This is a genomic window from Streptomyces sp. NPDC107559 (assembly GCF_055657365.1).
Genome location: NZ_JBVKBD010000020.1, coordinates 1 through 24,467 on the forward strand (window position 1 = coordinate 1; position 24,467 = coordinate 24,467).

32 protein-coding genes and 1 pseudogene are annotated in these 24,467 nt (G+C 70.2%); 10 read left to right on the forward strand and 23 right to left on the reverse strand.

The window, feature by feature from the left end; all coding sequences use genetic code 11:
- The 3 genes and pseudogenes from ACZ7OY_RS37095 to ACZ7OY_RS37105 all read right to left on the reverse strand — a co-directional run.
- Window positions 1–95: pseudogene (locus tag ACZ7OY_RS37095) on the reverse strand (electron transfer flavoprotein subunit beta); the annotation flags it as partial.
- Between the two features lie 219 nt (window positions 96–314).
- Entirely contained in the window at window positions 315–824 is a 510-nt protein-coding gene (locus tag ACZ7OY_RS37100) for a flavin reductase family protein (protein ID WP_472249980.1), read from the reverse strand.
- A 234-nt stretch (window positions 825–1,058) separates the two neighbouring features.
- A complete protein-coding gene (locus tag ACZ7OY_RS37105) occupies window positions 1,059–1,472 on the reverse strand; it encodes a TlpA family protein disulfide reductase (protein ID WP_472249981.1) in 414 nt (137 codons plus the stop codon).
- A 375-nt stretch (window positions 1,473–1,847) separates the two neighbouring features.
- Here ACZ7OY_RS37105 and ACZ7OY_RS37110 point away from each other — a divergent pair, with 375 nt between their 5' ends.
- Complete coding sequence (locus ACZ7OY_RS37110) at window positions 1,848–2,576, forward strand: lysophospholipid acyltransferase family protein (protein ID WP_469393416.1); 729 nt, start codon at window positions 1,848–1,850, stop codon at window positions 2,574–2,576.
- Window positions 2,577–2,720: 144 nt separating this feature from the next.
- Here ACZ7OY_RS37110 and ACZ7OY_RS37115 read toward each other — a convergent pair whose 3' ends face one another.
- The 5 genes from ACZ7OY_RS37115 to ACZ7OY_RS37135 all read right to left on the reverse strand — a co-directional run bounded on the left by ACZ7OY_RS37115 (window position 2,721) and on the right by ACZ7OY_RS37135 (window position 7,390).
- Window positions 2,721–3,413, reverse strand: coding sequence for a B3/B4 domain-containing protein (locus ACZ7OY_RS37115; RefSeq protein WP_472249982.1), 693 nt, complete (start codon window positions 3,411–3,413; stop codon window positions 2,721–2,723).
- An 8-nt stretch (window positions 3,414–3,421) separates the two neighbouring features.
- Complete coding sequence (locus ACZ7OY_RS37120) at window positions 3,422–4,015, reverse strand: transglutaminase-like domain-containing protein (protein ID WP_384729155.1); 594 nt, start codon at window positions 4,013–4,015, stop codon at window positions 3,422–3,424.
- 119 nt (window positions 4,016–4,134) lie between these two features.
- Complete coding sequence (locus tag ACZ7OY_RS37125; protein WP_472249983.1) at window positions 4,135–5,205, reverse strand: threonine aldolase family protein; 1,071 nt, start codon at window positions 5,203–5,205, stop codon at window positions 4,135–4,137.
- Window positions 5,202–5,948, reverse strand: coding sequence for an SDR family NAD(P)-dependent oxidoreductase (locus tag ACZ7OY_RS37130; protein ID WP_472250124.1), 747 nt, complete (start codon window positions 5,946–5,948; stop codon window positions 5,202–5,204). The genes ACZ7OY_RS37125 and ACZ7OY_RS37130 overlap by 4 nt, the downstream gene beginning before the upstream one ends.
- Window positions 5,949–5,992: 44 nt before the next feature.
- The gene (locus ACZ7OY_RS37135; RefSeq protein WP_472249984.1) at window positions 5,993–7,390 is read right to left on the reverse strand and encodes a DUF6421 family protein; all 1,398 of its coding nucleotides are present in this window, start codon (window positions 7,388–7,390) and stop codon (window positions 5,993–5,995) included.
- Window positions 7,391–7,813: 423 nt separating this feature from the next.
- Between ACZ7OY_RS37135 and ACZ7OY_RS37140 the strand changes: the two genes are divergently transcribed.
- Window positions 7,814–8,497, forward strand: coding sequence for a glycerophosphodiester phosphodiesterase (locus tag ACZ7OY_RS37140; RefSeq protein WP_472249985.1), 684 nt, complete (start codon window positions 7,814–7,816; stop codon window positions 8,495–8,497).
- An 80-nt stretch (window positions 8,498–8,577) separates the two neighbouring features.
- Here the strand turns inward: ACZ7OY_RS37140 and ACZ7OY_RS37145 are convergent, their stop codons facing one another.
- Window positions 8,578–9,123 (reverse strand): GNAT family N-acetyltransferase, encoded by a 546-nt coding sequence (locus ACZ7OY_RS37145; RefSeq protein WP_472249986.1) that lies wholly within the window; start codon window positions 9,121–9,123, stop codon window positions 8,578–8,580.
- A 70-nt stretch (window positions 9,124–9,193) separates the two neighbouring features.
- On the opposite strand from ACZ7OY_RS37145, the gene ACZ7OY_RS37150 reads away from it, so the two are divergent.
- Both ACZ7OY_RS37150 and ACZ7OY_RS37155 read left to right on the forward strand, forming a co-directional pair.
- Window positions 9,194–9,586, forward strand: a complete 393-nt coding sequence (locus tag ACZ7OY_RS37150; protein ID WP_472249987.1) for a VOC family protein — start codon at window positions 9,194–9,196, stop codon at window positions 9,584–9,586.
- Between the two features lie 160 nt (window positions 9,587–9,746).
- Window positions 9,747–10,511: a VOC family protein gene (locus tag ACZ7OY_RS37155; RefSeq protein ID WP_472249988.1), complete on the forward strand. Its 765-nt coding sequence runs from the start codon at window positions 9,747–9,749 to the stop codon at window positions 10,509–10,511.
- 149 nt (window positions 10,512–10,660) lie between these two features.
- Here ACZ7OY_RS37155 and ACZ7OY_RS37160 read toward each other — a convergent pair whose 3' ends face one another.
- Both ACZ7OY_RS37160 and ACZ7OY_RS37165 read right to left on the reverse strand, forming a co-directional pair.
- Complete coding sequence (locus ACZ7OY_RS37160) at window positions 10,661–11,227, reverse strand: MarR family winged helix-turn-helix transcriptional regulator (RefSeq protein WP_472249989.1); 567 nt, start codon at window positions 11,225–11,227, stop codon at window positions 10,661–10,663.
- Window positions 11,224–12,957: an FUSC family protein gene (locus tag ACZ7OY_RS37165; RefSeq protein ID WP_472249990.1), complete on the reverse strand. Its 1,734-nt coding sequence runs from the start codon at window positions 12,955–12,957 to the stop codon at window positions 11,224–11,226. The genes ACZ7OY_RS37160 and ACZ7OY_RS37165 overlap by 4 nt, the downstream gene beginning before the upstream one ends.
- Before the next feature lie 179 nt (window positions 12,958–13,136).
- Here ACZ7OY_RS37165 and ACZ7OY_RS37170 point away from each other — a divergent pair, with 179 nt between their 5' ends.
- From ACZ7OY_RS37170 to ACZ7OY_RS37185, 4 genes are all read left to right on the forward strand, one after another.
- Window positions 13,137–13,676: a DUF5134 domain-containing protein gene (locus ACZ7OY_RS37170; protein WP_472249991.1), complete on the forward strand. Its 540-nt coding sequence runs from the start codon at window positions 13,137–13,139 to the stop codon at window positions 13,674–13,676.
- A 600-nt stretch (window positions 13,677–14,276) separates the two neighbouring features.
- Window positions 14,277–14,510 carry a helix-turn-helix domain-containing protein gene (locus ACZ7OY_RS37175; protein WP_472249992.1) on the forward strand — a complete coding sequence of 78 codons (234 nt, stop codon included), beginning with the start codon at window positions 14,277–14,279 and terminating at the stop codon, window positions 14,508–14,510.
- Between the two features lie 567 nt (window positions 14,511–15,077).
- Window positions 15,078–15,314, forward strand: coding sequence for a GntR family transcriptional regulator (locus ACZ7OY_RS37180; RefSeq protein ID WP_472249993.1), 237 nt, complete (start codon window positions 15,078–15,080; stop codon window positions 15,312–15,314).
- 34 nt (window positions 15,315–15,348) lie between these two features.
- Window positions 15,349–15,537 carry a hypothetical protein gene (locus ACZ7OY_RS37185; RefSeq protein ID WP_472249994.1) on the forward strand — a complete coding sequence of 63 codons (189 nt, stop codon included), beginning with the start codon at window positions 15,349–15,351 and terminating at the stop codon, window positions 15,535–15,537.
- A 156-nt stretch (window positions 15,538–15,693) separates the two neighbouring features.
- Here the strand turns inward: ACZ7OY_RS37185 and ACZ7OY_RS37190 are convergent, their stop codons facing one another.
- Window positions 15,694–16,134, reverse strand: coding sequence for a hypothetical protein (locus ACZ7OY_RS37190; protein WP_472249995.1), 441 nt, complete (start codon window positions 16,132–16,134; stop codon window positions 15,694–15,696).
- A 56-nt stretch (window positions 16,135–16,190) separates the two neighbouring features.
- Here ACZ7OY_RS37190 and ACZ7OY_RS37195 point away from each other — a divergent pair, with 56 nt between their 5' ends.
- A complete protein-coding gene (locus ACZ7OY_RS37195) occupies window positions 16,191–16,532 on the forward strand; it encodes a DUF6233 domain-containing protein (RefSeq protein WP_472249996.1) in 342 nt (113 codons plus the stop codon).
- Window positions 16,533–16,752: 220 nt separating this feature from the next.
- Here ACZ7OY_RS37195 and ACZ7OY_RS37200 read toward each other — a convergent pair whose 3' ends face one another.
- Window positions 16,753–17,727, reverse strand: a complete 975-nt coding sequence (locus ACZ7OY_RS37200) for a tyrosine-type recombinase/integrase (protein ID WP_472249997.1) — start codon at window positions 17,725–17,727, stop codon at window positions 16,753–16,755.
- Between the two features lie 116 nt (window positions 17,728–17,843).
- Here ACZ7OY_RS37200 and ACZ7OY_RS37205 point away from each other — a divergent pair, with 116 nt between their 5' ends.
- Window positions 17,844–18,089: a hypothetical protein gene (locus ACZ7OY_RS37205; protein ID WP_472249998.1), complete on the forward strand. Its 246-nt coding sequence runs from the start codon at window positions 17,844–17,846 to the stop codon at window positions 18,087–18,089.
- Between the two features lie 137 nt (window positions 18,090–18,226).
- Here the strand turns inward: ACZ7OY_RS37205 and ACZ7OY_RS37210 are convergent, their stop codons facing one another.
- The 10 genes from ACZ7OY_RS37210 to ACZ7OY_RS37255 form a co-directional block, all read right to left on the reverse strand.
- Entirely contained in the window at window positions 18,227–18,364 is a 138-nt protein-coding gene (locus ACZ7OY_RS37210) for a hypothetical protein (RefSeq protein ID WP_472249999.1), read from the reverse strand.
- A gap of 15 nt (window positions 18,365–18,379) precedes the next feature.
- On the reverse strand, window positions 18,380–18,718 hold the full coding sequence (locus ACZ7OY_RS37215) for a hypothetical protein (protein WP_472250000.1): 339 nt from the start codon (window positions 18,716–18,718) through the stop codon (window positions 18,380–18,382).
- A complete protein-coding gene (locus tag ACZ7OY_RS37220) occupies window positions 18,708–19,118 on the reverse strand; it encodes a hypothetical protein (protein ID WP_472250001.1) in 411 nt (136 codons plus the stop codon). The genes ACZ7OY_RS37215 and ACZ7OY_RS37220 overlap by 11 nt, the downstream gene beginning before the upstream one ends.
- A 33-nt stretch (window positions 19,119–19,151) precedes the next feature.
- Window positions 19,152–19,520 carry a hypothetical protein gene (locus ACZ7OY_RS37225; RefSeq protein WP_472250002.1) on the reverse strand — a complete coding sequence of 123 codons (369 nt, stop codon included), beginning with the start codon at window positions 19,518–19,520 and terminating at the stop codon, window positions 19,152–19,154.
- Between the two features lie 26 nt (window positions 19,521–19,546).
- Complete coding sequence (locus ACZ7OY_RS37230; protein WP_472250003.1) at window positions 19,547–20,449, reverse strand: GH25 family lysozyme; 903 nt, start codon at window positions 20,447–20,449, stop codon at window positions 19,547–19,549.
- A 4-nt stretch (window positions 20,450–20,453) separates the two neighbouring features.
- Window positions 20,454–21,359, reverse strand: coding sequence for a hypothetical protein (locus ACZ7OY_RS37235; protein ID WP_472250004.1), 906 nt, complete (start codon window positions 21,357–21,359; stop codon window positions 20,454–20,456).
- Window positions 21,360–21,430: 71 nt separating this feature from the next.
- Complete coding sequence (locus ACZ7OY_RS37240) at window positions 21,431–21,808, reverse strand: hypothetical protein (RefSeq protein ID WP_472250005.1); 378 nt, start codon at window positions 21,806–21,808, stop codon at window positions 21,431–21,433.
- Window positions 21,808–22,557 carry a glycine-rich domain-containing protein gene (locus tag ACZ7OY_RS37245; protein WP_472250006.1) on the reverse strand — a complete coding sequence of 250 codons (750 nt, stop codon included), beginning with the start codon at window positions 22,555–22,557 and terminating at the stop codon, window positions 21,808–21,810. The genes ACZ7OY_RS37240 and ACZ7OY_RS37245 overlap by 1 nt, the downstream gene beginning before the upstream one ends.
- Window positions 22,554–23,381 (reverse strand): hypothetical protein, encoded by an 828-nt coding sequence (locus ACZ7OY_RS37250; RefSeq protein WP_472250007.1) that lies wholly within the window; start codon window positions 23,379–23,381, stop codon window positions 22,554–22,556. The genes ACZ7OY_RS37245 and ACZ7OY_RS37250 overlap by 4 nt, the downstream gene beginning before the upstream one ends.
- An 11-nt stretch (window positions 23,382–23,392) precedes the next feature.
- Window positions 23,393–24,460 (reverse strand): DUF5047 domain-containing protein, encoded by a 1,068-nt coding sequence (locus ACZ7OY_RS37255; RefSeq protein ID WP_472250008.1) that lies wholly within the window; start codon window positions 24,458–24,460, stop codon window positions 23,393–23,395.
- Window positions 24,461–24,467: the final 7 nt, after the last annotated feature.

Here is a 24,467-nt window from a genome sequence, read left to right on the forward strand (position 1 = left end):
ACGTCGTCCCGGTCCACGGTCAGGTCATCGGCGAAGTGCCGGTCGCCAGTGGCGTCGGGCACGTACTTCACAGTGACAACGATCCTCAAGCTCACGCCGGCTCTCCTACTGCATCGTCTCTATTTCGGCTGCCTACTTGCAGGCAGCATAGGCGCCCCAAGCGGCCGATCCCGGTCGGGGCGGCCCGCGCTCCGAACGAAATATTACTCGTCAGTACACCCAGTTCGTTCCCGCTAAGCAAGCGCTTTGAACTGTGACCTTCGCAACGCAGCGTAATCGGAAGTCGACGACTTCGCAGGGGCAGGGTGCTGTGATCAGTCACGCAGTGCGTTGAACCGGCCCTGGTGGTAGACGAGCGGACGCCCGGGGCCCGTGGGATCGCCGACGGCGACCTCGGCCAGCACGATGCGATGGTCACCCGCGGGCACCCGGGTGACGACGCGGCACACCAGCCAGGCGGAGACGTCGTCGAGCAGGGGGACGCCCTCGGGGCCCTCGCGCCAGGCGGTCGGCGCACCGAACCGGTCGGCGCCACTGCGCGCGAAGGTGCCGGCCAGCTCCCGCTGGTGCTCGCCGAGTATGTGCACGCCCACATGGGTGACCGTGGAGACGGCCGGCCAGCTGGAGGAGCCGGTACTGATCCCGAAGGAGAGCAGCGGGGGCTCGGCCGACACGGAGGTGAGCGAGGTGGCGGTGAAGCCGACCGGCCCCGCCGCACCACGGGCGGTGATCACGGCGACTCCCGCCGCGTGCCGCCGGAAGACGGAACGCAACAGGTCGGGCGAGGCGAGGCGGGAGGCTGCGAGGTCGGGCGTGGCCGTCATGGAGTTGTCCTTCTGCGGCAGGGGCGTGGGCGTGGGGCCGTGACTGCTCAACAGTCCGGACAGCACGCGCTCGCGGTGCGGGCGAGGTCGATGTGCACCCGCCCGAAGAGAAGGAGTTCCCTAGGCATACGGTCAGGCTGACGATAGGTGCCACGCACAGTCAAGTGCGTACCGGCATGTGGGAGATGTCTCACCGTGTCGCACCGTGCGCCCCCTGCGCCGGGTGCGGGGCCGTCAGACGGCTTCCCCCAGTGCCGCGATGACGTCCGCCTTGCGCGGCTGGCCCGCGGCGCGTCGCACGATCCGCCCGTCCGCGTCCAGGACGAGCACGGTCGGGGTCTTGAGGATGCCGAGTTCGCGTACGAGGTCGAGCCGGGCCTCCGCGTCGATGTCGACGTGGGCCACGCCCGGAACCAGCGCGGCCACCTCGCCGAGGATCCGCCGGGTGGCCCGGCAGGGGGCGCAGAAGGCGCTGGAGAACTGTACGAGCGTGGCCCGTTCGCCGAGTTCCCCGCCCAACCGGTCGGCCCCGAGCCGCTGTCCGTCGCCCTGCCCGCGCACCCGCACTCCCCCGCTCCGCCGCCGACGCGGCACTCCATGGACACCCGCCCTCGCGGGCACCGCCCCGCGCGGCACACGTCCGGGCATCACCCCCACCAGCGTTCGGGGGAGCGCAAAGATTCCCGGGTCCGCGACACGCGGGGTTCGCGCGGGCGTCGGGCTCGCGGCGACCGGGCGCCGCGTTCGCGCCACCTTCCCGGATGGCGCGTTCGGGTACCGCCTGGGCCACGAGTTGTACCTGCTCACCCGGCGCGTCACGGTGCGCGTGAAGTAAAGGCGGGTTAAAAGCGCAGGTGGATCATGGGGCCGACGTGACGAGGATCTCGCCGCACCCGGGCACCAGGACTGGCTCCCCGGCCGTTATTCGGGCACGATCTGCGGGATGCCGTAAACCTACGGCTGCGTAAGTTTCCGGCTGGGAGATCCCTTCCCAGACAGAATAAGGAAGGGCCCACCCCGTCCATGGCTGAACTGGTCTACCGCCCCGTCGTCGGTCTCGCGCGCACGCTGTTCAAGGTGTGGGACCTCAAGATCGACTGCAAGGGGTCGGAGAACATCCCACGTTCGGGCGGCGCCGTACTGGTGAGCAATCACATCAGCTATCTGGACTTCATCTTCGACGGTCTGGCCGCTCTGCCGCAGAAACGTCTCGTTCGTTTCATGGCGAAGGAGTCCGTCTTCCGGCACAAGGTGTCCGGTCCGCTGATGCGCGGCATGAAGCACATTCCCGTGGACCGCGAACAGGGCGACGCGGCGTACGCGCACGCCCTGGAGTCGCTGAAGTCCGGTGAGATCGTGGGGGTCTTCCCGGAGGCCACCATCTCACAGTCTTTCACGCTGAAGAGCTTCAAGTCGGGTGCCGCGCGGCTGGCCCAGGAGGCGGGCGTCCCGCTGATCCCGATGGCGGTGTGGGGTACGCAGCGGCTGTGGACCAAGGGGCACCAGCGCAACTTCAAGCGCAGCCACACCCCGATCACCATCCGTGTCGGCGAGCCGGTGGAGGCCCCCCGCGACCAGTACGCGGGCGCCATCACGCGCCGACTGCGCGAGCGCGTCCAGGAGTTGCTGGAGGCCGCACAGCGCGCCTATCCCGTACGCCCCAAGGGCGCGGACGACACCTGGTGGATGCCGGCCCACCTCGGCGGCACGGCGCCCACTCCGGAAGAGGTGCGGGCCGCAGAGGCGCGCTGACGCCGCCGTGCGCCCGGCCGGTCCGGGCGCAACGTGCCGGTACGACCGGCCTGCCGGGCCGGCCCGCCGCCATCGGCCGGAGCGCCGACGCCGGCGGGCCGCAGGGCGCTCACCCGCCCATACGTCAGCCCGTCCGTCCGTCCGTCAGCCCACGTGCCGGATCGTGATGCGGGCGCCGGGGCTGAACTTCTCCAGCAGTTCGGCGAGTTCGGTCGCGGCCGCCTCGACGTCGGACAGCGGCATCGGGGCCATCCCCTCCAGCAGGAAGATGCCCGAGGTGGTGGTCTCGGTGAGCCGGGTGCGCGGGCCCTGGCGCCAGTTCCAGCGACGGCACGTCACCCCCGCCTCGTCACGCCACACCACTTCGCCGGCGTCGGGGTGCTCCACGCTCTCCTCGCCGCCCGCGACGGTCGCGAAGTCCTCGTCACCGGTGGCGCGCACCAGGCTCATACCGCCCTGGATGCGGTCGATGTCCTCTCCCCCGACGGGGATGAGGTGGGCGACGCTCACGGCGTTGTAGAGGTCGACGAACAGGTTGACGCGCGGCAGACCCGCGTCCGTCAGCGCCCGCCTGGCCAGCGCCTCGGCCGAGTTGCGGGTACGCGACGGCTTCGAGCCGAACGCGGTGTACACCTCCCGCCAGGCCGCCATGTGCGGGTCCTCGTGCGGAGCGCGGCCGTCCAGCCGGGCCGCGAGCCGGCGGGCCGCGTCGTCGAGGACCGCCGCACCGGCGTCCGTACCGGGCCCGTTGACAAGGCCGTGCGCCTCGACGGCGACACAGGTGAACCCGGGCGCGAGGGTGCGCACGTCGTCGGACACGATCAGGGAGAGGGTCATCGCCTGCCTCAGAGTGCGGTGGGAAGCGTCTTCCAGAGGTGCGGCCGGTCGGAGGCTGCCTCGAGCGCACCGAGCACGGCCGGGTGAGGTTCAGAGTACAGGACCGGATAGTCCAACTCATTGGACTGCGGATCGGCGACGAAGGCCAGCCGCTCGCCGTCGAGGGAGAACCGGGCGTCCACGCCCGGCTTGTTGCCGCGCGGGTCCTGCCGGTGCCAGGAGCCGTGGAACCGCACGGCGACCAGTCCGTGCACGACATGGCCGCCGCCGTCGTCGTCCGTCAGCCGCTGGTAGGCGAACCCGGTGGGAATGTCCTCGGCACGCAGCAGCGCGGCCAGCGCATGGGCCTTGGCGTAGCAGATCCCGGTGCGCTTCTCCAGGACGTCGGAGGCGCGCCAGGTGACGCGCGGATCGCCGGAGTCCTGGGAGTGCGGAATGGTGTCGCGCACGAACTCGTACGCCGCCCGCGCATAGGCATACGAGTCGACCGCCCCCTCGGCGAGCCGGGCGGCCGTCTCCCGCACGCGCGGATGGTGGTGGTCGACGACCTCGTCAGCCGCCAGGTAGGCGGACAGATCTGGGGTGTTCTGGATCAGCTCCATGAGTGCAGAGCATAGAAATGCGGTCACCCGAGAGTCAATGACTTTTCAGGTGACCGCATATCTATGCATCTCTGCAGGCGTCGCTGCGCACATCACTGCGCACATCGCTGCACGCGTAGCTAGCGCGCCATCTCCTCCTTGAGCGCCGCGACGAACGCGTCCACGTCCTCCTCGGTCGTGTCGAACGCGCACATCCAGCGCACGTCGCCGGCCGCCTCGTCCCAGAAGTAGAAGCGGAAGCGCTTCTGGAGGCGCTCGCTCACGTCGTGCGGCAGCCGCGCGAAGACACCGTTGGCCTGCACCGGGTGGAGGATCTCCACCCCGTGCACGGCACGCACGCCCTCGGCCAGTCGCGTGGCCATCTCGTTGGCGTGGCGGGCGTTGCGCAGCCACAGGTCCTTGGCGAGCAGGGCTTCCAGCTGCACCGACACGAAGCGCATCTTCGAGGCGAGCTGCATGGACAGCTTGCGCAGGTGCTTCATGCTGCGGACGGCGTCCTGGTTGATGACGACGACCGCCTCCCCGAACAGGGCGCCGTTCTTCGTGCCGCCCAGGGAGAGGATGTCGACGCCGACCGCGTTGGTGAACGCGCGCATGGGCATGTCGAGCGACGCGGCCGCGTTGGCTATCCGGGAGCCGTCCAGGTGCACCTTCATGCCGTGCGCGTGGGCGTGGTCACAGATCGCGCGGATCTCGTCCGGCGTGTAGAGGGTGCCCAGCTCGGTGCTCTGGGTGATCGAGACGACCTGGGGCATCGCCCGGTGCTCGTCGTCCCAGCCGTACGCCTGCCGGTCGATCAGCTCGGGCGTGAGCTTGCCGTCCGGCGTCGGCACGGTGAGCAGCTTGAGGCCGCCCATCCGCTCCGGGGCGCCGCCCTCGTCGACGTTGATGTGGGCGCTCTCGGCACAGATGACCGCGCCCCACCGGTCGGTGACCGCCTGGAGTGCGACGACGTTCGCGCCGGTGCCGTTGAAGACGGGGAACGCCTCCGCCGTGGGCCCGAAGTGGCTGCGGACGATCCGCTGGAGGTTCTCCGTGTAGTCGTCCTCGCCGTACGCGACCTGGTGACCGCCGTTGGCCAGAGCCAGGGCGGCCATCACCTCCGGGTGGGCCCCGGCGTAGTTGTCGCTGGCGAATCCGCGGATCTGCGGGTCGTGGTGGCGGCGCGCGTCGGTCTTCGGAGGGTTCACGGCTTCTCGGTGAGCCACAGACGGTTTCCGTTCACTTCTGCGGCGGGCCGGTTCCAGACGTCGACGATGGCCTCGGCCAGGTCCTTGACGTCCGTGAAGCCCGCGAACTTCGCGTTGGGTCGCTCGGCGCGCATCGCGTCGTGCACCAGCGCCTTCACGACAAGGATGGCAGCCGCGGACGTCGGCCCCTCCTCGCCGCCCGCCTTGCGGAAGTAGTCGGCCAGGGCCAGCGTCCAGGCCTCGGCGGCCGCCTTGGCGGCGGCGTAGGCGGCGTTGCCCGCGGTGGGCTTGCTCGCGCCCGACGCGCTGATCAGCACGTACCGGCCGCGCTCGCTGCGCTGGAGCGCCTCATGGAAGGCGAGGGAGGTGTGCTGCACGGTCTTGACGAGCAGCAGCTCCAGGAAGTCCCAGTCGTCGAGGCTGGTCTTGGTGAAGGTCTCACTGCCGCGCCAGCCGCCGACGAGGTGGACCACGCCGTCGACGCGGCCGAAGTCCTTCTCGACGTGCCGGGCCCAGTCGCGGGTCGAGTCGACGTCCAGCAGGTCGACCGTCTCCCCGACGACGGTGGCCCCGCCGTGACCGTAGCGGGCCTCGTCCACGGCCGCCGCCAGGCGCTCGGGATCGTTGTCGGCGCCGACGACGGTCGCGCCCGCGTCGGCGAGACGGATCATCGCCGCACGTCCGGCGGGTCCGCCCGCGCCGGCCACCGCGATCACAGCACCACTGAGAGCACCGTTCCCCACCATGTTCTTCGCCTCCTGAGCAGTGTTCTCGGTGCCGCGCTCGCTCACGCGGCGATCCGCTCGGCGCTGTCCGCCGTGATGCCCCGGGTCGAGGCGATCACGTTCTTGAGCTTCTTGGACAGGGCCTCATAGAACATGCTCAGCGGAAACTCGTCCGGAAGCACGTCGTCCACGAGTCGGCGCGGCGGCTGGGACAGGTCCAGGGCGTCCGGGCCCTTGGCCCACGTGGAGCCCGGGTGCGGGGCGAGGTATCCGGAGACCAGCTCGTACCCGGCGAACCAGTGCACCAGCTTGGGGCGGTCGATCCCGTCGCGGTACAGCTGCTCGATGTCGGCGCACAGCTGGTTGGTGACCTGCGGGGCGCGCTGCCAGTCGATGTGCAGCTTGTTGTCGGTCCAGCGCACGACGTCGTGCTTGTGGAGGTAGGCGAACAGCAGCTGGCCGCCCAGACCGTCGTAGTTGCGCACCCGGTCACCGGTGACCGGGAAGCGGAACATCCGGTCGAACAGCACCGCGTACTGCACGTCCCGGGCCTGCGGGACGCCGTCGGCCTCCAGCTTCACGGCCTCCTTGAAGGCGGTGAGGTCGCAGCGCAGCTCCTCCAGGCCGTACATCCAGAACGGCTGGCGCTGCTTGATCATGAACGGGTCGAACGGCAGGTCGCCGTGGCTGTGGGTGCGGTCGTGGACCATGTCCCACAGGACGAAGGCCTCTTCGCAGCGCTTCTGGTCGTGGACCATGGCGGCGATGTCCTCGGGCAGCTCCAGGCCCAGGACGTCGACGGCGGCGTCGGTGACGCGACGGAAGCGGGCCGCCTCGCGGTCGCAGAAGATGCCACCCCAGGTGAATCGTTCCGGCGCCTCGCGGACGGCGATGGTCTCCGGGAAGAGCACGGCGGAGTTGGTGTCGTAGCCGGCCGTGAAGTCCTCGAAGGTGATCCCGCAGAACAGCGGGTTGTCGTAGCGAGTGCGCTCCAGCTCGGCCAGCCAGTCCGGCCAGACCATGCGCAGGACGACGGCCTCGAGGTTGCGGTCGGGGTTGCCGTTCTGGGTGTACATCGGGAAGACGACCAGGTGCTGGAGGCCGTCCTCGCGCCGCGCGGCGGGCTGGAAGGCCAGCAGCGAGTCGAGGAAGTCCGGCACCCCGAAGCCGCCGTCGGCCCAGCGGCGCAGGTCCTTGACGAGGGCCTCGTGGTACGCGACGTCGTGCGGGAGCAGCGGCGAGAGTTCCTCGACGGCGTCGGCGACACGCCCGACGGCGAGTTCGGCCTCGTCCTTGCCGGGCGCGCCCTCGGCGTCGAAGTCGATCGAACCGTCCTTCGACTGCCATGGCCGGATCTGCTCCACGGCATCCTTGAGCACGGGCCACGCCGGGTGCTCGACCACCCTGCTCACGGGAGGAACCCGCTCCTCCGAACCCACCTGCACAAGAATTTCCGGCATTTCCCATCCTCCACGGGAGAACATCACGTAAGGAGACCGTATACATACGAGGTTCCCCCCAGCAAGTGGATCCTCGGGAAATTATTCTGCGTAGTCCGCACGTCACCGCACTTTTTCCTGTGTGACACCGGAACGGCCCACGCTTCCGCTACCCACTCGGACACGGCGCACACCCGGCACCGGGAACCGGATCCGGCCACCCCGCGGAACCCGATCCACCGGCGGCTCGCCCACCACGGGGGCCGTCCCGGCGCCACGGACCGGCTCGGACGCCGACGCCACACCAATGCCCTGCGTACGAGCGGGTCCATCGCGCGGCCTGACCACTAGGCTGCGGCTCTGCCGCGTGGACAGTGCCGTCCGCTCCGTCCGCCTCTGCTCCGCGCGCGCGCCGAGCCGCCGTCGACGGAAGCGAGTTGAACCTTGAACTTCCTTACCATCGGTCATCGCGGGGTCATGGGTGTCGAGCCCGAGAACACCCTTCGTTCCTTCGTCGCAGCCCAGCAGGCGGGGCTGGACGTCATCGAACTCGATCTGCATCTGAGCAAGGACGGCGCCCTCGTCGTCATGCACGACGCCGACGTGGACCGCACGACCGACGGTTGCGGCCCGATCGCCGAGATGACCCTCGCGGAACTGCGCGGCCTGGACGCGGGCCGCGGAGAGCAGGTCCCGGTCTTCGAGGAGGTGCTGGACGCGGTACGCACACCGCTCCAGGCCGAGATCAAGGACGTGGCGGCCGCCCGGGCCCTGGCCGAGGTCATGACCAGGCTCGATCTGCTGGGGCGCGTGGAGGTGTCCTCGTTCCACGACGAGGCGATCACGGAGATCGCCCGGCTGGTGCCCGGCGTCCGCACCGCGCTCGTCGGCAGCCGGTACGACGTCGACATCGTCCGGCGGGCCGTCGACGCCGGGGCCTCGACGCTCTGCCTCAACATCCGCCGCCTCACCCTGGAGATCGTGGAGCGGGCCCGGGAGGCGGACCTGAGGATCATCGGCTGGGTGGTGAACACCCAGGACCACCTACGGCTGGTACGCGCCCTCCAGCTGGACGGCGCGACCACCGACTACCCGGACATCAAGCGCACGGGCCGCTTCACCGCCTGACGGCAGGAGCGGCCGGGGCGGCGGTGCGGCGCGGCCGGGCGCGCCGCACGACAGCCGGCCGCCCGCGCACACGAGGCGGGTCAGGCAGTCAGCTCCTTGACCAGCAGCTCGAACTCCAGGTCGTCGCGCTGCGGGATGCCGAAACGCTCGTCGCCGTACGGGAACGGGGTCATCCGGCCCGTACGGCGGTAGCCGCGGCGCTCGTACCAGGCGATCAGGTCCTCGCGCACCGAGATGACGGTCATGTGCATCTCCGCGACACCCCAGGTCTCGCGGGCCAGCCGCTCGGCCTCCGCGATGACGGTCTTGCCGAGGCCGCCGCCCTGCCGGGTGGGGCTGACCGCGAACATGCCGAAGTAGGCGTAGGCACCGCGGTGCTCGATCTGGCAGCAGGCCAGCAGCTCACCGTCGCGCTCGGCCGCCAGCACCCGGCTGTCGGGCGACGTGATGACCGCCAGCACGCCTTCCGGGTCGGTCCGCTGACCTTCGAGGATGTCCGCCTCGGTGGTCCAGCCGGCCCGGCTGGCGTCCCCTCGGTACGCGGACTGCACGAGCTCGACCAGCGCGTCGACGTCGGCTGCGGTGGCGTCGCGGAAGGTCGGTCCGGTGGTGGCGACGGTGTCCATGGGCGGGTCTCTCCGATCTGTGGCGCGGCTCGGCAGGGACGAGGGTAGCCCGCCGGTAGGCTCCGGCTGCATGGTGCATGTACTGAGCAGCCGGACCCTCCTGTGCCCCACCGACCCCGACGCCTCGCGCGCCTTCTACGGCGAGCGGCTGGGCCTGGCCGTCTACCGCGAGTTCGGCACCGGTCCCGAGCGCGGCACCGTCTACTTCCTCGGTGGCGGCTTCCTGGAGCTCTCCGGGCGCGCGGAGACCGCGGCGTCCCCTCCCCTGCGGCTGTGGCTCCAGGTCGCGGACGTGGCCGCGGCACACGCCGAGCTGCTGGCCCGCGGCGTCGAGATCGTACGTCCGCCGCGGACGGAGCCGTGGGGACTGGTCGAGATGTGGATCGTTGACCCGGACGGCACCCGGATCGTGCTGGTGGAGGTACCGGCCGAGCATCCGCTGCGCTACCGGCCGGGCATCTAGAGCCCGCCCGGGGCGGCAGACCCGGCGACCACCCCGGTGCCACACCACGGTGCCGGGTCCGGCACCGGTGCGGCCGCCGGGGCGTGGCACCGAGTGCCGGATGGCCGGTGGCGGGAGGCGGGACTAGCGTGCTGAAGGGGCCCCCATCGGAAGGAACGCCATGAAGCTCGACAAGCCGGTGCCCGGCGGGCCCTGCTGGACCGAACTGGGGACCAGCGATCTGGAGGGCGCGAAGCGGTTCTACGCGCAGGTGTTCGGCTGGCGGCCGGAGACGGATCCGCGGCCGGAGGCGGGCGGATACACGATCGCTCACCTGGGAGACGCGGCCGTCGCCGCCCTCTCACCCCTGTACCAGGAGTCGCAGCCCGTCGCGTGGAACGTGTCGTTCGCCGTGACGGACGCCGACGTCGCCGCGCGGCTGCTGACGGAGGCGGGCGGAAAGGTCCTGGTCGGACCGATGGAGGTGTTCGACGCGGGCCGTTTCACGGTGGCCCTGGATCCGGGCGGCGCGGCCTTCCAGCTGTGGCAGGCAGGGACGTTCCCTGGCGCGGGGATGTTCAACACGCCCGGCTCGCTCGGCTGGGTGGAGTTGCTGACCCGTTCGCCGGAGCGCGCCGAGACCTTCTACACGACGCTGTTCGGCTGGACCGTGAACGCCTCCGAGCACTACACGCAGTGGGGCGTCCACGGCGCCGACTTCGGCGGCATGATCGCGATGGACGACAAGTTCCCGCCCGAGGTGCCGCCGCACTGGCTGCCGTACTTCGCGGTGGAGGACGTGGACGCGACGGCGGCGACCACGACGGCCGGCGACGGCAGCGTGCTCATGGAGCCCACCACCATGGCGGGAGGACGACGGCTCGCGGTACTGCGCGATCCGCAGGGCGCGGTCTTCGGGGTCTACTCGGCAGGGGCCGAGGGCTGAGCGCCGAGGACTGGGAGCCGAAGGCTGAGAGCCGGGGACTGAGCACGCCCCACGACGCGAACCCTCGAATCGGCTGCCGCGCGGACGGCCGAGCCCGCCGGAGCGGCTGAGGCGGGGCGCCTGCGGGCGGGCTGCGGGCAGGCTGCCCGTCAGGCCCGCAGCGCGCCCATGTGGCCCTCCAGCCGGCCCAGCAACTCGGCGAGGAGCGCGGACAGTTCACCCTGGCTCGGCGGGTCCAGCACCTCCAGCACGGCAGACTCGTAGGCCAGTTGCTCGGGCAGGATCGCGTCGACGAGATCGCGGCCGGCATCCGTGAGACGGACGTGGGCGACGCGGCGGTCCCGGGTGTCGCCGCGACGCTCCACCAGGCCGCGTTCGGTGAGCTGCTTGAGGCGTTTGGTCACCGCGGCGCCCGAGGAGAAGGTCTCGCGGGCCACTTCGCTGGGGGTCAGTTCGTGTCCCGTGCGGCGCAGCGCGCCGAGCAGATCGAACTCGGGGCGGCTGAGACCGGCCCGGCGCAGCGGGGCGTCCTCGGCCTGTTGCAGAAGCGCGGCGCAGCGGTTGACCCGGCCGATGATCTCCATGGGCCCGGTGTCGAGTTCGGGGTGCACGCTCTGCCACTGCCCCACCACGGCGGCGACCGTGTCCCCGCGCGGTGCCCCGCCGGCCCCGGCCGCGCCGGCCCCTTCCGTCGGTCTTCCCTGCGTCGGCGTCATGACCGTACGTCCTCCGCTCTGCCGCTCGTGCGCCGGTCCAGGAGCAGTCCCTGGCGCCGTACCGTAGCCGCGAGCGTACGGTGTCCGCTCTGCTCGGCGAGCACGACCCGCTCCATGGGGAGTGCGCGCTGCCACCACTCACCGGCGGCCGCGTCCGCGGTGGCCCGCAGGTCGACCAGGGCACCGGCCAGCACACGCCGGGCGGACTCCAGTGCGCCGGGGGCGACGCGCGGCTCGGCCGACAGCCGGGCGGCGCGCTCCCGGGCGAGCTCCGAGGCGGCCAGCGCCTGTTCGAGGCGGTCGCCCGAACGCCGGTTGGTGACGGCGATCGCGGCGACGAGACCGACCAGCGCGCCGATCAGGGTGTCCAGGACCCGTTCGGTGATCAGCTCGCCCGCGTCCTGCGTCCGGGCGAATTCGGTGATGAGCAGCGCCATCGGGGTGACGCAGATGCTGCCGAGCCAGTAGTTCCGGCTGATCAGCGCCTCCGCGCCGAAGTTCAGGGCGAGGCAGCACAGGACGAGCGCCGCCTGGTGGAGGTGGGCCAGCGGGACCAGCGCGGCGAAGACGAGCACCCCGACGAGGTTGCCGACCACGCGCTGGACGCCGCGGCTCCAGGTGAGGGTGAGGTTGGCCTGGTAGAGGGAGGCCGCGGTGACCAGGGCCCAGTAGGGGCGGCCGACCCCGAGGGCGAGGGAGGCGTATCCGGCGAGGGCGCAGCCGACGGCGGTACGGACGGCGAGCGGGGTGAGCGGGCCGAGCCTGGTCCACAACGGCCGGTTCGCGGCGCCGAGTTCGGCTTCGACGCCGAGGAGTTCGTCGGCGGTCGCGGCCGGCTCGTCGACCTGCGGCACAGGGCCGCGTCCGCGCAGGGCGCGCGCCCACGCACGCAGCCGCTCGGGATCCGCGTCGCCGGGAGCGGCGAGCGCGACCTCGGCACGGACCACGAGCCGTTCGAGCGCGCGCCGGGACCCGGAGCGGGCGCCGGCGGCGAGCAGGGTCTGCCAGGCGGCGTGCACGGCGGCGGCCGTCGCGGCCCGGGCCCGCGACAGACCGGCACCCGCAGCCGCCCCCGCGCCTTCGGTCGCACCGCCCGCCACGCCTGGCTGCGCCGTGCCGCCGGCCGCGACGGCGTACGCGGCCGCGGCTTCGAGGGCCTGGGCGGTGGCCCGTCGCTCCGGGCCGTGCGGGCGTACGAGCCCGGGAGCCATGCCGACGATCCAGGCCCAGGCGCCCGCCGCCAGGGCCAGGGCGAGGTGGCCGGGGACCTGGCCGAGGGACTGCGGGGCGAAGAGGGAGGCGGAGCTGATGAAGGTGAGGACCACGTTGCCGGGCGGTCCGACCCGGCTCGCGTCGCACAGCACCTTCTGTACGGCGGCCAGCAGCGCGCCGACGGTGACGAGGACGACGGCGTTCGCGGTCAGCGAGGCGGCGAGCAGCGAGACGGCGAGGCCGCCGGTCATGCCGAGCACCACCAGGGCCAGGACACGGCCGCGGGCCGCGTACGGACGGTTGTGGGCGTACAGCGCGCACAGGGACCCGGCCATCGTGTACATGGCCAGGTCGAGGCGGCCGAGCGCCAGCAGGGCGAGGTTGGGCGGGGCGACCGCGGCGACCGCGCTGAGGGCGGGCTTGAACCAGATCTCGGAGGGCCGGCCCAGGCGCAGCACACCGGCCAGCGGGAGACGCCGGGGGCGCGGGGTGGCGGGGGTGGGGGTCGCACTGCTCATACCGACAAGATTAGCATGTGTTTTACCTGTAAATAATTCCCGTCACCCGGTCGACACCTGGGGTGACCTGCCATGCTCCGCCGAGTGCTCCCCGTGTACACCCTTGCGCTCGCTTGCGCTCCGCCCGACCTGGGCATCCCTTGACCGACCGTCCAGGACCGCCGAGCGGGGAGGCGCGTGTGCATGGACCGGCGTCACCCGGATGGCTGCTGGTCGCGCTCTGCGCGGCGACCGGGGCCTACTGCCTGCTGCGGATGCGCAGCAAGGTCGAGGAGCAGCGCCGGGCCGCGGGCGGCGAGGCGCTCATGGGCTTCGGCATGGCCGTGATGGCCGTGCCGGCGGCCGTGTTCACCCCGCCGTCCTGGGCCTGGCCCGCCTACGCGGTCGTGTTCGGCGCGGCGGGGGTGCGCGCCCTGTGGGCGGCGCGGGCCGACGCACACCATCTGCACCATCTGGTCGGCACGGCGGCCATGGTGTACATGGCGGTCGTGATGGCGGCCGCCCCGGACCGCCACCACGGTCACGGCAATTCCGGACTGCCGGTGGTGACAGGGGTGCTGCTGCTCTACTTCGCGGGATACGTGCTGCTGTCCGGCACCCGGCTGCTGCCCGCCGCGGGCGGCACCGTCGGCGGAGGGTGGGGCGACCGGCCGGAGTTGGCGCGGGCGTGCCGGCTGTCGATGGGGATCGGCATGGTGGCGATGCTGCTGACACTGTGAGCGCCGGGCCTTCTACCTGCTGATCAGCCGCGTTGACCTGCGAGACTCAAGAGTGGGCATAGCAGAAGCTCGATGGAGATCGCAGAAGTTAGCGGACGCTTGCATTGATCATCTCCCATCCCTCTCCCATTTCCCGCCCTCCGTGAACAACGGAGCGGGCTGACTGCGTAAATAGAGGAACCGGACCCGGGGTCGTTTTGCTCACCTTGGGGGTAGCGGTCGACTCCGGGTCCGGCTCCCTGGACAACGAATGCCCTGGGCCGCACAGCACGGACACAAGGTCACCCGTTCGAGCGGGTGCCTGCCGCGTAGCGACTAGCACCCACTCAGGCCCACCGCGCCGACCGTGGGGTAGACGGCCGGCGCGGTGAACCCATCGATGCTGCGGCGTTCAGGTATCCGCAGCACCGAAGCTTTCGAACAACATTCGAACAGCGACCCTACGCGCTCCGCTCGGGCATATGCCAGTGCGCCGCAGCATGCGGGGGTATCGCCTCCTCTACGCGGCAGGCCGGTCCGACCATCGCGCGAGTTTCATGATCGAAAGATGCCGCAAAACTGCTGCTGACTTATGATCATGGTCGGTAAACCGTTGACCAGGTGCCAGCCCCCGACCACCCCCAGTGGGTCCTCGACGCCCGCCGGGCCGTCGGCGACCGCATCCGTGTCCGACGGCTGCACATGAACATGACGCAGGAGTCCCTCGCCTACACGACCGGCGTCGACCGGTCCACGGTGCAGAGGATGGAAGCCGGCCACGAGATGAAGCTGTCGCACCTGCTCCTCGTGGCTGAGGCCCTGAGGGTGCACGTAACCGACCTCCTTCACAGGTGACGCGTCCGACCGGCCAATTTAACGATCGTTCTGCTGGCGAAGATTCAACATGTGTGACAGCGGAAACGGAAGCTTCACGCCTCAATCATCTCCACAGTCTCCATACATTCACCGCATTGACAAATACCCCGCCGTGAGGCGTTGGCCATGGCTTTCCTGTGAGACAGCAAGCAACGGCTTGCCTTGCCCGGCAGGCAGGAGATCAGGACCCTCGGGGTTCGACGGCGGCGAGCGCACGGTAGGCCTCGTCGCATAGGTCGCGGTGCGCCCGCCATAGACGGCCGGCCTCCTCGCAGCGGGCGCCGTCTACGGACCGGCAGTCATCGCAGCTGGCGGTGTGCCGCTTGTACGTGGCCCAGGCGCACTGAAGGGGGCTCAGCCTGGCGAGTCGGGATGGGTCCGCGGCTGGGGGGTCGGGTCTACCCTCGTCCATGTCGACGCTCCGATCGTCGGCCGCCTCCGGGATGCGTGGCCCGTGTCCCGGGGGCTCATTGCTCGCGGTCTACCGCGGTCTACTGCACTGTACTGCGGTCGCGCGGTGTACTGCGGCTACCTACGGTCAACTGCGTGAGCATTGATCTTGACCGGACCCGGCCGGTATGGAGGCAGATCGCGGCCGTCATCGTCGGCCGCATCGAAGACGGCACCTACCCCGCAGGGGCGCGCGTCCCTTCGGTGGTTGAGCTGGCCGCGGAGTTCGAGGTCGCTGCCAGCACTGCGCAGAAGGTGCTGCGCCATCTCAAGGCAGAGGGTTTGGTGCGCAGCGAGGTCGGGCTCGGAACGTTCGTCGAGCCGCGTTCATAGCTCACTGTCCGAGCGGGCCACTACGCTGATCGCCATGTCCTCCACTCCCCCGCCACCGGGCCCGGTGCGGTCTGCCGCGGACGTGAATGAGGAGATCCGCGCCCTGGTCGTGGCGTGCGGCGGCTGGCTGTACGGGGAGACGCGGCTGCGGTACGAAGTGCTGCGCGACGAGTGGACCGTGGCGACGGCAGCCGAGCGCGGGGGCATCGTCGAGGCTGCCTAGACAGCAGCGAGCCCCGCCCGGTGCATCACGCCGGGCGGGGCTTCAGCAGCATCCCCGACTTGATCGTTGGATGCTTGTTCGGATCAGACTACTGGCCGCCGCTGACAACGGCGGCCGTGAAGGCCCCCGTCCGCCACGCCAACCCCGCGGAGTAGCTCAGGTCTCGTCCGGCCAGCTGCGCACGACCCGCTGCTCCGCCTCGTCGACGAGGGTGATGCGGGCGCCGTCGACGCTGCCGTGCTCGCCGATCCAGCCGACGAACTTCCGCTCAGCTGTCGGCAGGCTGTTCCAGTGCCCGTGCATGATCGGACGGTCGCCCGTGTACAGGGTGACGCGGTAGCGGCCGGCTGCGTCAACGCGCATGGGGTGCCCCTGGGTAGTGGCGAGTAGGCAGGGGGCGCACCGGTCGATCCAGCAGAGTCCGCGGCCGGGTATCCGCGTGACGCCAGCCATGGTGGCGGGGGCGCCGCACAGCATGCACCGTCGTTGCTTGGCGTGGCGCTGCCTGCCGCTGCCGCGGGTGGGTGCCCAGGCCGGGGCGGGGTCGAGTGTGGCCGGGTCGACGGTGAGGCGTTCGAGCAGGTCGGGTACGTCCATGACTCCTCCTCTGCCCGCGGGTGCTGCTGGAAGCGTACCGCCGTAATATCGAACATGTGAACGACCGCGCCGCCTCCCGCCTCGACCTCCTGCACTTCCTCGCCCGCGTCCAGGAAGCCGACCTCGAGCGCACCCGCCGCTGGATCGCAGACGAGGAGCGTCGCGAGCAGGAGCGGCAGCGCGGCGCCGCAGCCCGGCCGCCGGATCCGGACTGGCTCATCGAGGAGAGCATCGGGGTGGGGACCGCAGCCGTGTACGTGCATGTCGGCGGTTGCCATATGGCGGGCAAGCGCAGCCGCGGCGCAGCGCGGGATCAGGCACTGCGAGCCCTCGCCGACGGAGTGCCCGCGTGCAGCCACTGCCGGCCGGACAGCGAGCTGGGCTTCCTGGAGGGGTGACAGCCGCATCGTGCACGAGTGATGACACGGCGACCATCCGCCTCGTACCGTGATCAAGCGGCCTGCCGCCGTTCGCAGCGGCCCTCCGGGGTTGTGGGGTTCACCCCTCCGGCAGGCCGCACCCAGCGCTCACGGGGAGGCTGCATGGACGACACCACCTGGGGATGAACCCGCACAGCAGGACGCCCCCGCAGCGATGGCCGCGGGGGCGTTGTTGAAGTCAGCGCTGACTGTCTCCAGGAGCGAGCAGACTCGTCAGCTCGGCGATGGCTTCGGGGGACGGCTTGAAGTACTTGCGGACGTTCTCCGGCTTCTTGTGCCGAGACTTCGCCATCAGCATCAGCAGAGAGGCGCCCTGCTCGCCAAGGTGAGTCAGGGATGAGTGACGGTACTCGTGGAGGTCCCAGCCGGTACCGGGACCGGCGGTGGCCGTGGCCTCGTCGAGGAGCATGCGAGCCTGGCCGTAGGAGAGGCGGGCCAGTCCGGTGTCTGGGCAGAGGTCGCGCGAGCTGACGACCTTGCCGGGGCCCGGCTTGCGGTGGGTGGTGAATACCGGGCCGCGGGTGCGGTCCTTCAGTAGGCGCGGCAGGAGCCGGGCAGTGCCGGCGTCCCAGTAGACGGCCTCGAGCGTGAAGTCGTCACGGGTCTCGCCGCGGCGGCGGGTCTTCGACTTGGCTCCCTTGGCCTTCACCTGACAGCGGCGGCCGGCGAAGTCGAGGTCTTCGATGTTGAGGGCGAGGATCTCGTCGGATCGGGCTGCGGTCTCGTACAGCATCCGCCAGAGCGTCTTCTCGCGGAGGTGGATGTCGCGGCGGCCGATGAGGCGGTCGACCTCTGCCTTGGAGTGGGCAGGCGTCTCGCTGTCGGGTGGGGTGACGCGCTTAGTCCAGGCCGGGACGGACGGCCCGCTGTAGCCGCGGTCGTGGCACCAGGCGAGCCAGGACTGGACTGCGGCGCGGCGGGTGTTCCAGGTGTTGACTGCGGCACTCCCCCACAGGTGCTCGAGCGTCTCGCCGATCTCGTCGTCCGCGACGGACTCCAGTGGCCTGCCAGCGCCGAGCTGTTCGACGGTCTTGCTGACGCCGATGCCGTAGTTCCGTGCCGTGTTGGGGTTGCCGAGCGCATCGAGGTAGCGGTCGGCCGCCGCCTGGACGGTGAGTGCTTTGCCGGTGGGGAGCTGTACGACGGTGCCCACGATTCTCCTGCCGCAGATAACGGGGTCGCCTCGCGCAGGCGCCGGGCTCCGTTCTCCCTGCTCACGTTCGGCTGTATCGCAGATAATAGGGCATTATCTGCGGTAAGTTGATGGGCATGGCCTACACCGAGGAAGCGCTACGCGCGGCGTCAGAGCGAGTCGGACTCCCCTTCGCTTACCTCCAGCGTCTGATAGCCGCCGAGCGCAACCCGCAGGACCCTGACGGCAACAACGCGCTGGCCCGGCAGCTCACGGTGGTCTTCGATCACTACGTCGCGAAGTGTCTGGCCTCACCCGATCCGGTGGCAGCCTTGCGGGAGTTCGGGTTCGACGAGACTGCTGACGCGCTCGGCAAGCGCTGACACGACGAAGCGCCCCGCCCTTCCTGCCGGAGCAGGAGGGCGGGGCGTTCTCATTCTTCGTCGTCGGGTGGCCAGTCGGGTTCGCGGAAGGGCCGCGGGCTCAGCCAGAACGGGGGCTCGTCATCGTCGACCACAACTCACCCCGGTTCAACGAGCGGCGGTGGGGCGGCCGGCTCCGCGATCGGCGGCGGATCCTCCATCCCCATCGCGACCAGGCTGGCGAGGTCGGCGGCGCCGTCGTCGCGGCGCGGCTCCACCGGGCGCGGATCGGGCATCTCGCACTCCAGTTCTCACACGTCGATGGAATCCAGGTACGGGCGGGCCTTCGGCGGTATCGGGCGTGGCGCCGGCGGCTCCCCGCCTGCCTTGCGGATGTAGCCGACGAGGCGTCCGCGGTCGGTGACGAGCCACGCGATCGCCGCCCCCTGACCGGTGATCTGGTCCTGCTGTTCTACCTGTCGGAGTTCGAGCCGCTTGATCTCTTTGTCCATGCGGTTCGTGACCGTGGTGAAGTCGTCGCGCCGCTCCTGCGACTTCGTGCGCTTCGCCGACCGTGCGGCCCACGCGGCGAGACCCCCGGTCGCCACCGTACCGAGGATCGAGGCAAGGGTGTTGGCGTCAGGAGTCATACGGTGGCTCTTCTCTGGGATCTCTCTTGGGCCGCGGAGGCTCCCCCCAGCCTGCCACGACCATGATTCCGATCGCGAGGCCGCCGTACAGTGCGCTCGCGATCCACCCTCTGGGGAACTGCCCTTGCCACCAGGCGACGAGGTAGGAGATGACCCACGGCAGGACGATCAGCGACAGGGCGACGAAGCCGAAGCGGTCACTGCCCTGCGGCAGGAACGCTGACGCGATCGCCACGGCCCCGGCCGTAATCCAGAGCCAGCCCCACACCTCGAGCGGGACTCGGTCGAGAAGGAGGTGCAGGCCGCGCTGGTCCGGTTGCGGGGCGGAGATCTGGCCGTAGCCGATCAGCCCCCACACCGCGCCGAAAGCGAGCAGGAACGCGCCGCGGCGGCCCAGCATGCGCATCAGCCGCCGGGCCGCACGGCACTGCACTCAGACCGCCCGAGGCGGGGCGGACACTGCTGCGGCTGGCACCGGGGCGGTGACCTGGGTGCGGGACCACAGTCCGATGGCGACGGTCACCAGCGACAGCCACATGGCCTGATGGTCGGCGTCGAGTCGGAGGCCGAACCCGACCGCGGCGGCGAGGCCCGCCTGAGCAAGGTTGAAGACCGCGGCACCGATGCTGTCGTGAGCGGCGATGGCGATGAAGAGGCCGACGGCGCACGCGGCGACGGTGTTGACGGTGGCCTGCTGCTGCACAGTGGCGTGGAAGAGGTAAGCGGAGCTCAGCTTCACCAAGACGCTGATGAGGGCCAGGACCGCGGCGGGCTCACGCCCGAAGAGCTTGACTGTAGGCATGGGAGGAACCGTTCTGCGAGTAGGGGTCAGGTGGTGACGGTGAAGCCGTGCTTGTCGCCGAGTTTCTTCAGGCTGGTCTGCCCGGGGATTCCGTCGGCACCGGAGCCGGTGTAGCCGAGGCGCTTCTGCCAGGCGGTGTAGGCGGCCCGGGTCTTGGTGCCGAAGGACCCGTCGACGTACTTGGCGGACAGAAGCCCCTCGGCGTGCAGCGCCCGCTCCACGAGGAGCACTTCGGCCTTGTGTGTGGTGTGGCCCTGCGCCGCAGCCGGATCATGCTTCGCTGCGTACACGACGTGCGCGAGGGACACCTTCGGCTTGGTGGTCGGCGGCTTGGGCGGCTTGGGCGGCTGCGCCGGGTTGGCCCATGCAGCGAGCGCGGCACGGTTGGGGAAGTTCGCTACGTCGTGGTCGATTCCGCCTGCAGTGCTGTACTGGTGGAAGGTCCACGCGTGCTCGATGCCGGGGTTGCCCGCCGTGGCGCCCGCGGTAGCGATCCACAGGAAGTCGCCGCAGTTGGACGACCGGTCAACGTGGAGCCAGTAGTCCGTGTTGCAGTACATGCCGACCCGGTAGTTCGGCATCTTGCCCTTGACGTACTTCAGCCAGGCGTCGCGGTAGGCGACCTGCCGCGCCTTGGAGACGCCCTTGTTCGCGGTGTCGTAGCCCTCCCAGTCGAGGACGATGACGTCTCCGGGCTGCAGGGGCGCCTTCGCGAGGAAGCGATTCGCCTCGGCGACAGGGTCGTTGGCCATGTGCGGGTAGTGGTAGAAGCCGACGACGAGACCGGCATCGCGTGCCCGCTTTGCCTGAGCGGCGAGGAGCGGGTTGGTGTACGAGAGCCCTTCGGTCGCCTTGACGATGACGAAGTCCAGGCCTGTGGTGCTGTACGTCGCGGGCTGGTAGCCGGAGACGTCAATCCCGTGGATCATCTCGTCAGGCTCCTGTCAGGTTGTTCGCCTTCGCCCACTCGTTCATCGACTGCCACGCCTGAACCAGGTGAGGATCCAGGTCAGGAGTCGGAGAAGGAGCGGGCGAGGGAGGAGGGGTGGGCACCGGGGACGGTGTCGGCTGCGGTGCGTTGATCGGGTTGGTCTCCCCCGTGAGCGCGGCGAACTGCTGGCCGAGCTCGTAGAAGGAGGGCGCGCCGGTGAAGTAGGCGGCAGCCCTTGTCAGCCCGTCGGCGTCGAGGACGACCCAGGCTTCGTCGACGTACTTCTTCCAGAACGCTTCGGTCATCTCGGTCTCGGCACCCCAGGTGACCAGGCCGAGCTTGCCGTTGCCGTAGGCGCCGACGATGACGCAGTGGCCGCCCTCGTTGCGGGCGCCCTTCACGACGTCCCACGTTTCGCCGTTGTTGAACTGGTCCATGGCGCTATCGGGGAAGGCCATCCCGACGTACACGCTTCCGAACAGGGCGATGGCCTGCTTCACCTCGTTGAGGTTGGAGACGTCCAGGCTTGCGTAGGCCACGATCTTGTGGCCCTCGAGTCCGGTCTTCCGCCAGTAGGCGAGGACGTCCTGGCAGTAGGCGCCGATGTCCGACGACGGGCGCTTCGGGTTGTAGTCGCTGATCGCCGAGTACATGGCGACGACGTGTTCCTCGGTCGGGATGACCTCGGCGCCGGAGCCGTAGAACGTGAGCTGGTTGACCATGTGGCCGACACCGGCACAGGTGCAGTCGCCGATGCTGTCGTTGGCGTACATCGGCCAGGAGATGCTGTCGGCCTGCCAGTCCGCGGAGGCCGGTGGTGCTGCCAGTCGCTCCTGTAGTACGGCGGATAGCCGCAGCTGCGGTCGCGCGGGTTGCGCAGGCAGCTTGCCGAGGGGATACGTGCTCAAGGAGCCCTCCCGGGCATGAAAAAGGCCCCGTCGATGCGGGGCGAGGGCGGGGTGGTGCGGAGGCTGGCCGGTTAGTCGAGCAGGTCGGCGCCGACGGTGAGGCGGATGAAGCCGATCGCTTGCCGTGTCAGTTCGGCAACCTGCGCGATCGCCTGGTCGGTGGTGGCCGTACCTGCGGTGACGGCGTCGAGGTACGCCACGTTGGTGGCGAGGTCGGTACGGGCCTGCTCAAGCAGGGCGGCTTGAGCTACGGCGCGTGCCGCGTCTGCGATCTGTTGGTCGACGGAGGCGTTCTCAGCGTCTGTGAAGGGCCTCTGTTCCACGAGTGCCCCGCAGTCGTACCGGCGGTAGACGCGGGCTGTGAGGTCCCACTGCTCGACCACGGACGTGTCGCGCTGTTCGACGACCGGGCCGCAGACGTCAAGGGGCTCTTCGGGTGGCGTCGACATCAGAAGAAGGTGGTGACGATGACGACGCCGTCGCCGCCTGCGCCGCCTGCGAGCGCGCTTGAGACACTGGAGCCTGCGACTGCTCCTCCGCCCCCGCCGCCGTAGCTGGCGCCTGCCACACCTGCGAAAGCGGATGTGTTACCGGCGAGCCCGCGGGCACCGCCGCCCAGGTCGCTCGGACCTCCACCGCCACTCATAGCCGCTGTGCCGCCGACTCTGAGGCCGGCGCCGCCGCCTGTCCCCTGGACCTGGATGTCGCCGACCAGGGTCTGGGTGCTGGAACCGCCGCCAGTTGCGTTGTTTGCGCTGCCGCTGGCGCCCGCGCCGCCGCCGATACCTCCGGTCGCAGACACGGCCGTTCCGAACGAGCTGGTGCCGCCAGTGTTGCCGGTGCCAGCCGAGACGCCAGTGCCGCCAGTTCCGATGGTCACTGCAACCGTGGCACCCACCGACGATGCGGCGATCAGGCTCTCCGCATAGCCGCCACCCTGCCCACCGCCAGCTGCGGCATTCTCGCCGGAAGGTGTGGCCGCCACCCCACCGCCAGCACCACCACCCGCCTGGACGCGGACCCACACCGCCTTGGCGCCAGCCGGCTTGGTCCATGTGCCGCTCGCGGTGAAGACCTGCTGGCTGGGCTGGGACAGCTGCCCGTCGATGGACGCGGCCATCGTCTGCATGTGTTCCCAGATCCGGGCGTGGTCGGATGACTCGGGGTAGGTGATCCCGTTCGAGGTGTTCTGGCTCACGAGCTGCGCCTCCAGTACAGGGTCAAGGTCCAGGCGGCGGACCAGGAACCGCGACCGGCCAGCCGGATGTAGGGGTCGTCGGATGCGACAGTGATGCACAGGCCGCCCCGACTGCCGTCGGCCATGGCCTGCCCCCAACTGCTGGGCAGCGTGAATGTGGTCTCGGACGGGCTGACTTGTCCCTGTACACCAAGTGCCGGCCCGCTGGTGGTCTCGTTCAGGGTGGGGAAGCTACCTGGCCTGGTGGACTGGGAGACGAGGCGCAGCGTGGGCGAGCGCCTGCCGTAGTCACCCGAGGTCAGACGGCGCAGCTTGACGGTGGCCATCGTGACGGTGGCTCCGGAGATCGATCTGGGCTTGGAGCCGTAGAAGGCGAAGCCCGAGCTGCGGCCGAAGCTGCTGCCACCGTAGCGGCCCTGGTAGGTGTCGGCGCTGGTGGAGCTGCCGGTGTCAGTTCGCCAGCCTCCGTCACGCCACGTCGACGTCGCGACCGGCGTGCACACCAGGGAGCCCGTGGTCACCGTCGGCTTCGGTGCGGGTGAAGGGTCGCTGGGCGGTTTGACGGGCGTATCGCTCGGTGCAGGTGGCGGGGACGGCAATGCCGGGGCCGCGGTGAGCACGGCGATCGCCCAGTAGATGCTGCCTTTCCGGACGATCAGCAGGGTGTTCCCGGCCGCCACGGTGACGCTCGGCACGCACCGGACGGTGACCTGGATGCCGCCGATGTCCGCCAGGCAGGCGCCGCTCGCGGATGCGCTCAACGCGGTCCCGAACAGCGATCCCTGCCCGGCTAGCGTGATGCGGGTGTCTGCCCAGTCAGCCAAGACGCCCTCCCCTACAGAACGCGGACGGACAGGCTCATTTCGCTGGGCCCGTAGGGCAGCGACATGGACTCGATCATGCATCGGGCGTTGACGAGGCCTGCGCCGGTCGCGGAGATGATGTCGCCGGTCACGAGTCCGGGGTGGGGCGCCATGGTCACCCCCAGGCGTCGTGATGCGGTCCGCCGCAGCTGGAGGATTTTCGCGGCGGCTGCGGTGCGGCACTGCGCGAGTGTCGTCATCAGCGGCGTGCTGAACGTGTACGGGACAGGAAGCGGGTTGAAGGGGCCGCCGTACCGGTAGGGGCTCCTCCAGTCCGTGTCGTAGGCGACACCCTGGATCTGGTTACCGACACCGTCCTCTCCTTGCGCTACGACGACGTTGAAGGCGCCGTCGCGGCTTGTGCTGCCCTGCCATCGCAGGACGGTCCCGCCGACACCGTCCGTCAGGGATAGGGCGGGACTGCCGGCATCGGTGAGCGCCTCAACGAGAAGCGTGCCGTCGACCGTTACGTGAGCGTCGGCAGCCCACGAGTCGAGGACTTCGGTGAGGCCGCCGAGCCGGTCGTCATCCCATTGCATCCCGACGGGCACGGACTGGTCCGTCAGCCCGGGATCGAACTCGACGGTGAGGGCGGGCTCGACGAGGGAGCGGATTGTCGATGTGAGCGTGCCTGACGGCTGGAACGGGCCCACAAACTTCGCCTCGTCGATCAGAGAGAGGAGGCCCTGCGCGGTCACGCTGATCGTGTCGCCGTCGGTCGACGATTCGGTGATGAGGAACCAGCCGCGGTCGATCCACTCGAAGTCGCCGCCGATGTCGACGCCGTAGGAGATGTGGAGTTGCTGCCCGTAGGCGGCGAGGGGATGGTCGGGGTCGGCGCCGGGGTCCCAGGTGAACCCCCGGTCCCGACGGGGCACGGTGAGGGAGATCCGCTCTGGGATGTTCAGGGATCGGTCACGGTCCTCGCTGCCGTCGGCGACGGGGATGTCCGCGGCAAGGAGTTCACCGTCGCGCCAGGATTCGGCGCGGACGCGCATGGTGAAGCTGCGCTGGACGACACTCAACGCCACATCGGACATGTCCAGC

Bases quoted from the DNA above. Each gene is read 5' to 3' on its own strand.
- ACZ7OY_RS37205 (WP_472249998.1), top strand. From the start codon at position 17,844: ATGGCCTACACCGAGGAAGCGCTACGCGCGGCGTCAGAGCGAGTCGGA.
- ACZ7OY_RS37225 (WP_472250002.1), bottom strand. From the start codon at position 19,520: ATGCCTACAGTCAAGCTCTTCGGGCGTGAGCCCGCCGCGGTCCTGGCC.
- ACZ7OY_RS37150 (WP_472249987.1), top strand. From the start codon at position 9,194: ATGGTGCATGTACTGAGCAGCCGGACCCTCCTGTGCCCCACCGACCCC.
- ACZ7OY_RS37220 (WP_472250001.1), bottom strand. From the start codon at position 19,118: ATGCTGGGCCGCCGCGGCGCGTTCCTGCTCGCTTTCGGCGCGGTGTGG.
- ACZ7OY_RS37115 (WP_472249982.1), bottom strand. From the start codon at position 3,413: ATGACCCTCTCCCTGATCGTGTCCGACGACGTGCGCACCCTCGCGCCC.
- ACZ7OY_RS37255 (WP_472250008.1), bottom strand. From the start codon at position 24,460: ATGTCCGATGTGGCGTTGAGTGTCGTCCAGCGCAGCTTCACCATGCGC.
- ACZ7OY_RS37215 (WP_472250000.1), bottom strand. From the start codon at position 18,718: ATGACTCCTGACGCCAACACCCTTGCCTCGATCCTCGGTACGGTGGCG.
- ACZ7OY_RS37240 (WP_472250005.1), bottom strand. From the start codon at position 21,808: ATGTCGACGCCACCCGAAGAGCCCCTTGACGTCTGCGGCCCGGTCGTC.
- ACZ7OY_RS37100 (WP_472249980.1), bottom strand. From the start codon at position 824: ATGACGGCCACGCCCGACCTCGCAGCCTCCCGCCTCGCCTCGCCCGAC.
- ACZ7OY_RS37120 (WP_384729155.1), bottom strand. From the start codon at position 4,015: ATGGAGCTGATCCAGAACACCCCAGATCTGTCCGCCTACCTGGCGGCT.
- ACZ7OY_RS37210 (WP_472249999.1), bottom strand. From the start codon at position 18,364: ATGCCCGATCCGCGCCCGGTGGAGCCGCGCCGCGACGACGGCGCCGCC.
- ACZ7OY_RS37110 (WP_469393416.1), top strand. From the start codon at position 1,848: ATGGCTGAACTGGTCTACCGCCCCGTCGTCGGTCTCGCGCGCACGCTG.
- ACZ7OY_RS37160 (WP_472249989.1), bottom strand. From the start codon at position 11,227: ATGACGCCGACGCAGGGAAGACCGACGGAAGGGGCCGGCGCGGCCGGG.
- ACZ7OY_RS37190 (WP_472249995.1), bottom strand. From the start codon at position 16,134: ATGGACGTACCCGACCTGCTCGAACGCCTCACCGTCGACCCGGCCACA.
- ACZ7OY_RS37230 (WP_472250003.1), bottom strand. From the start codon at position 20,449: ATGATCCACGGGATTGACGTCTCCGGCTACCAGCCCGCGACGTACAGC.
- ACZ7OY_RS37135 (WP_472249984.1), bottom strand. From the start codon at position 7,390: ATGCCGGAAATTCTTGTGCAGGTGGGTTCGGAGGAGCGGGTTCCTCCC.
- ACZ7OY_RS37185 (WP_472249994.1), top strand. From the start codon at position 15,349: ATGTCCTCCACTCCCCCGCCACCGGGCCCGGTGCGGTCTGCCGCGGAC.
- ACZ7OY_RS37155 (WP_472249988.1), top strand. From the start codon at position 9,747: ATGAAGCTCGACAAGCCGGTGCCCGGCGGGCCCTGCTGGACCGAACTG.
- ACZ7OY_RS37145 (WP_472249986.1), bottom strand. From the start codon at position 9,123: ATGGACACCGTCGCCACCACCGGACCGACCTTCCGCGACGCCACCGCA.
- ACZ7OY_RS37105 (WP_472249981.1), bottom strand. From the start codon at position 1,472: ATGCCCGGACGTGTGCCGCGCGGGGCGGTGCCCGCGAGGGCGGGTGTC.
- ACZ7OY_RS37165 (WP_472249990.1), bottom strand. From the start codon at position 12,957: ATGAGCAGTGCGACCCCCACCCCCGCCACCCCGCGCCCCCGGCGTCTC.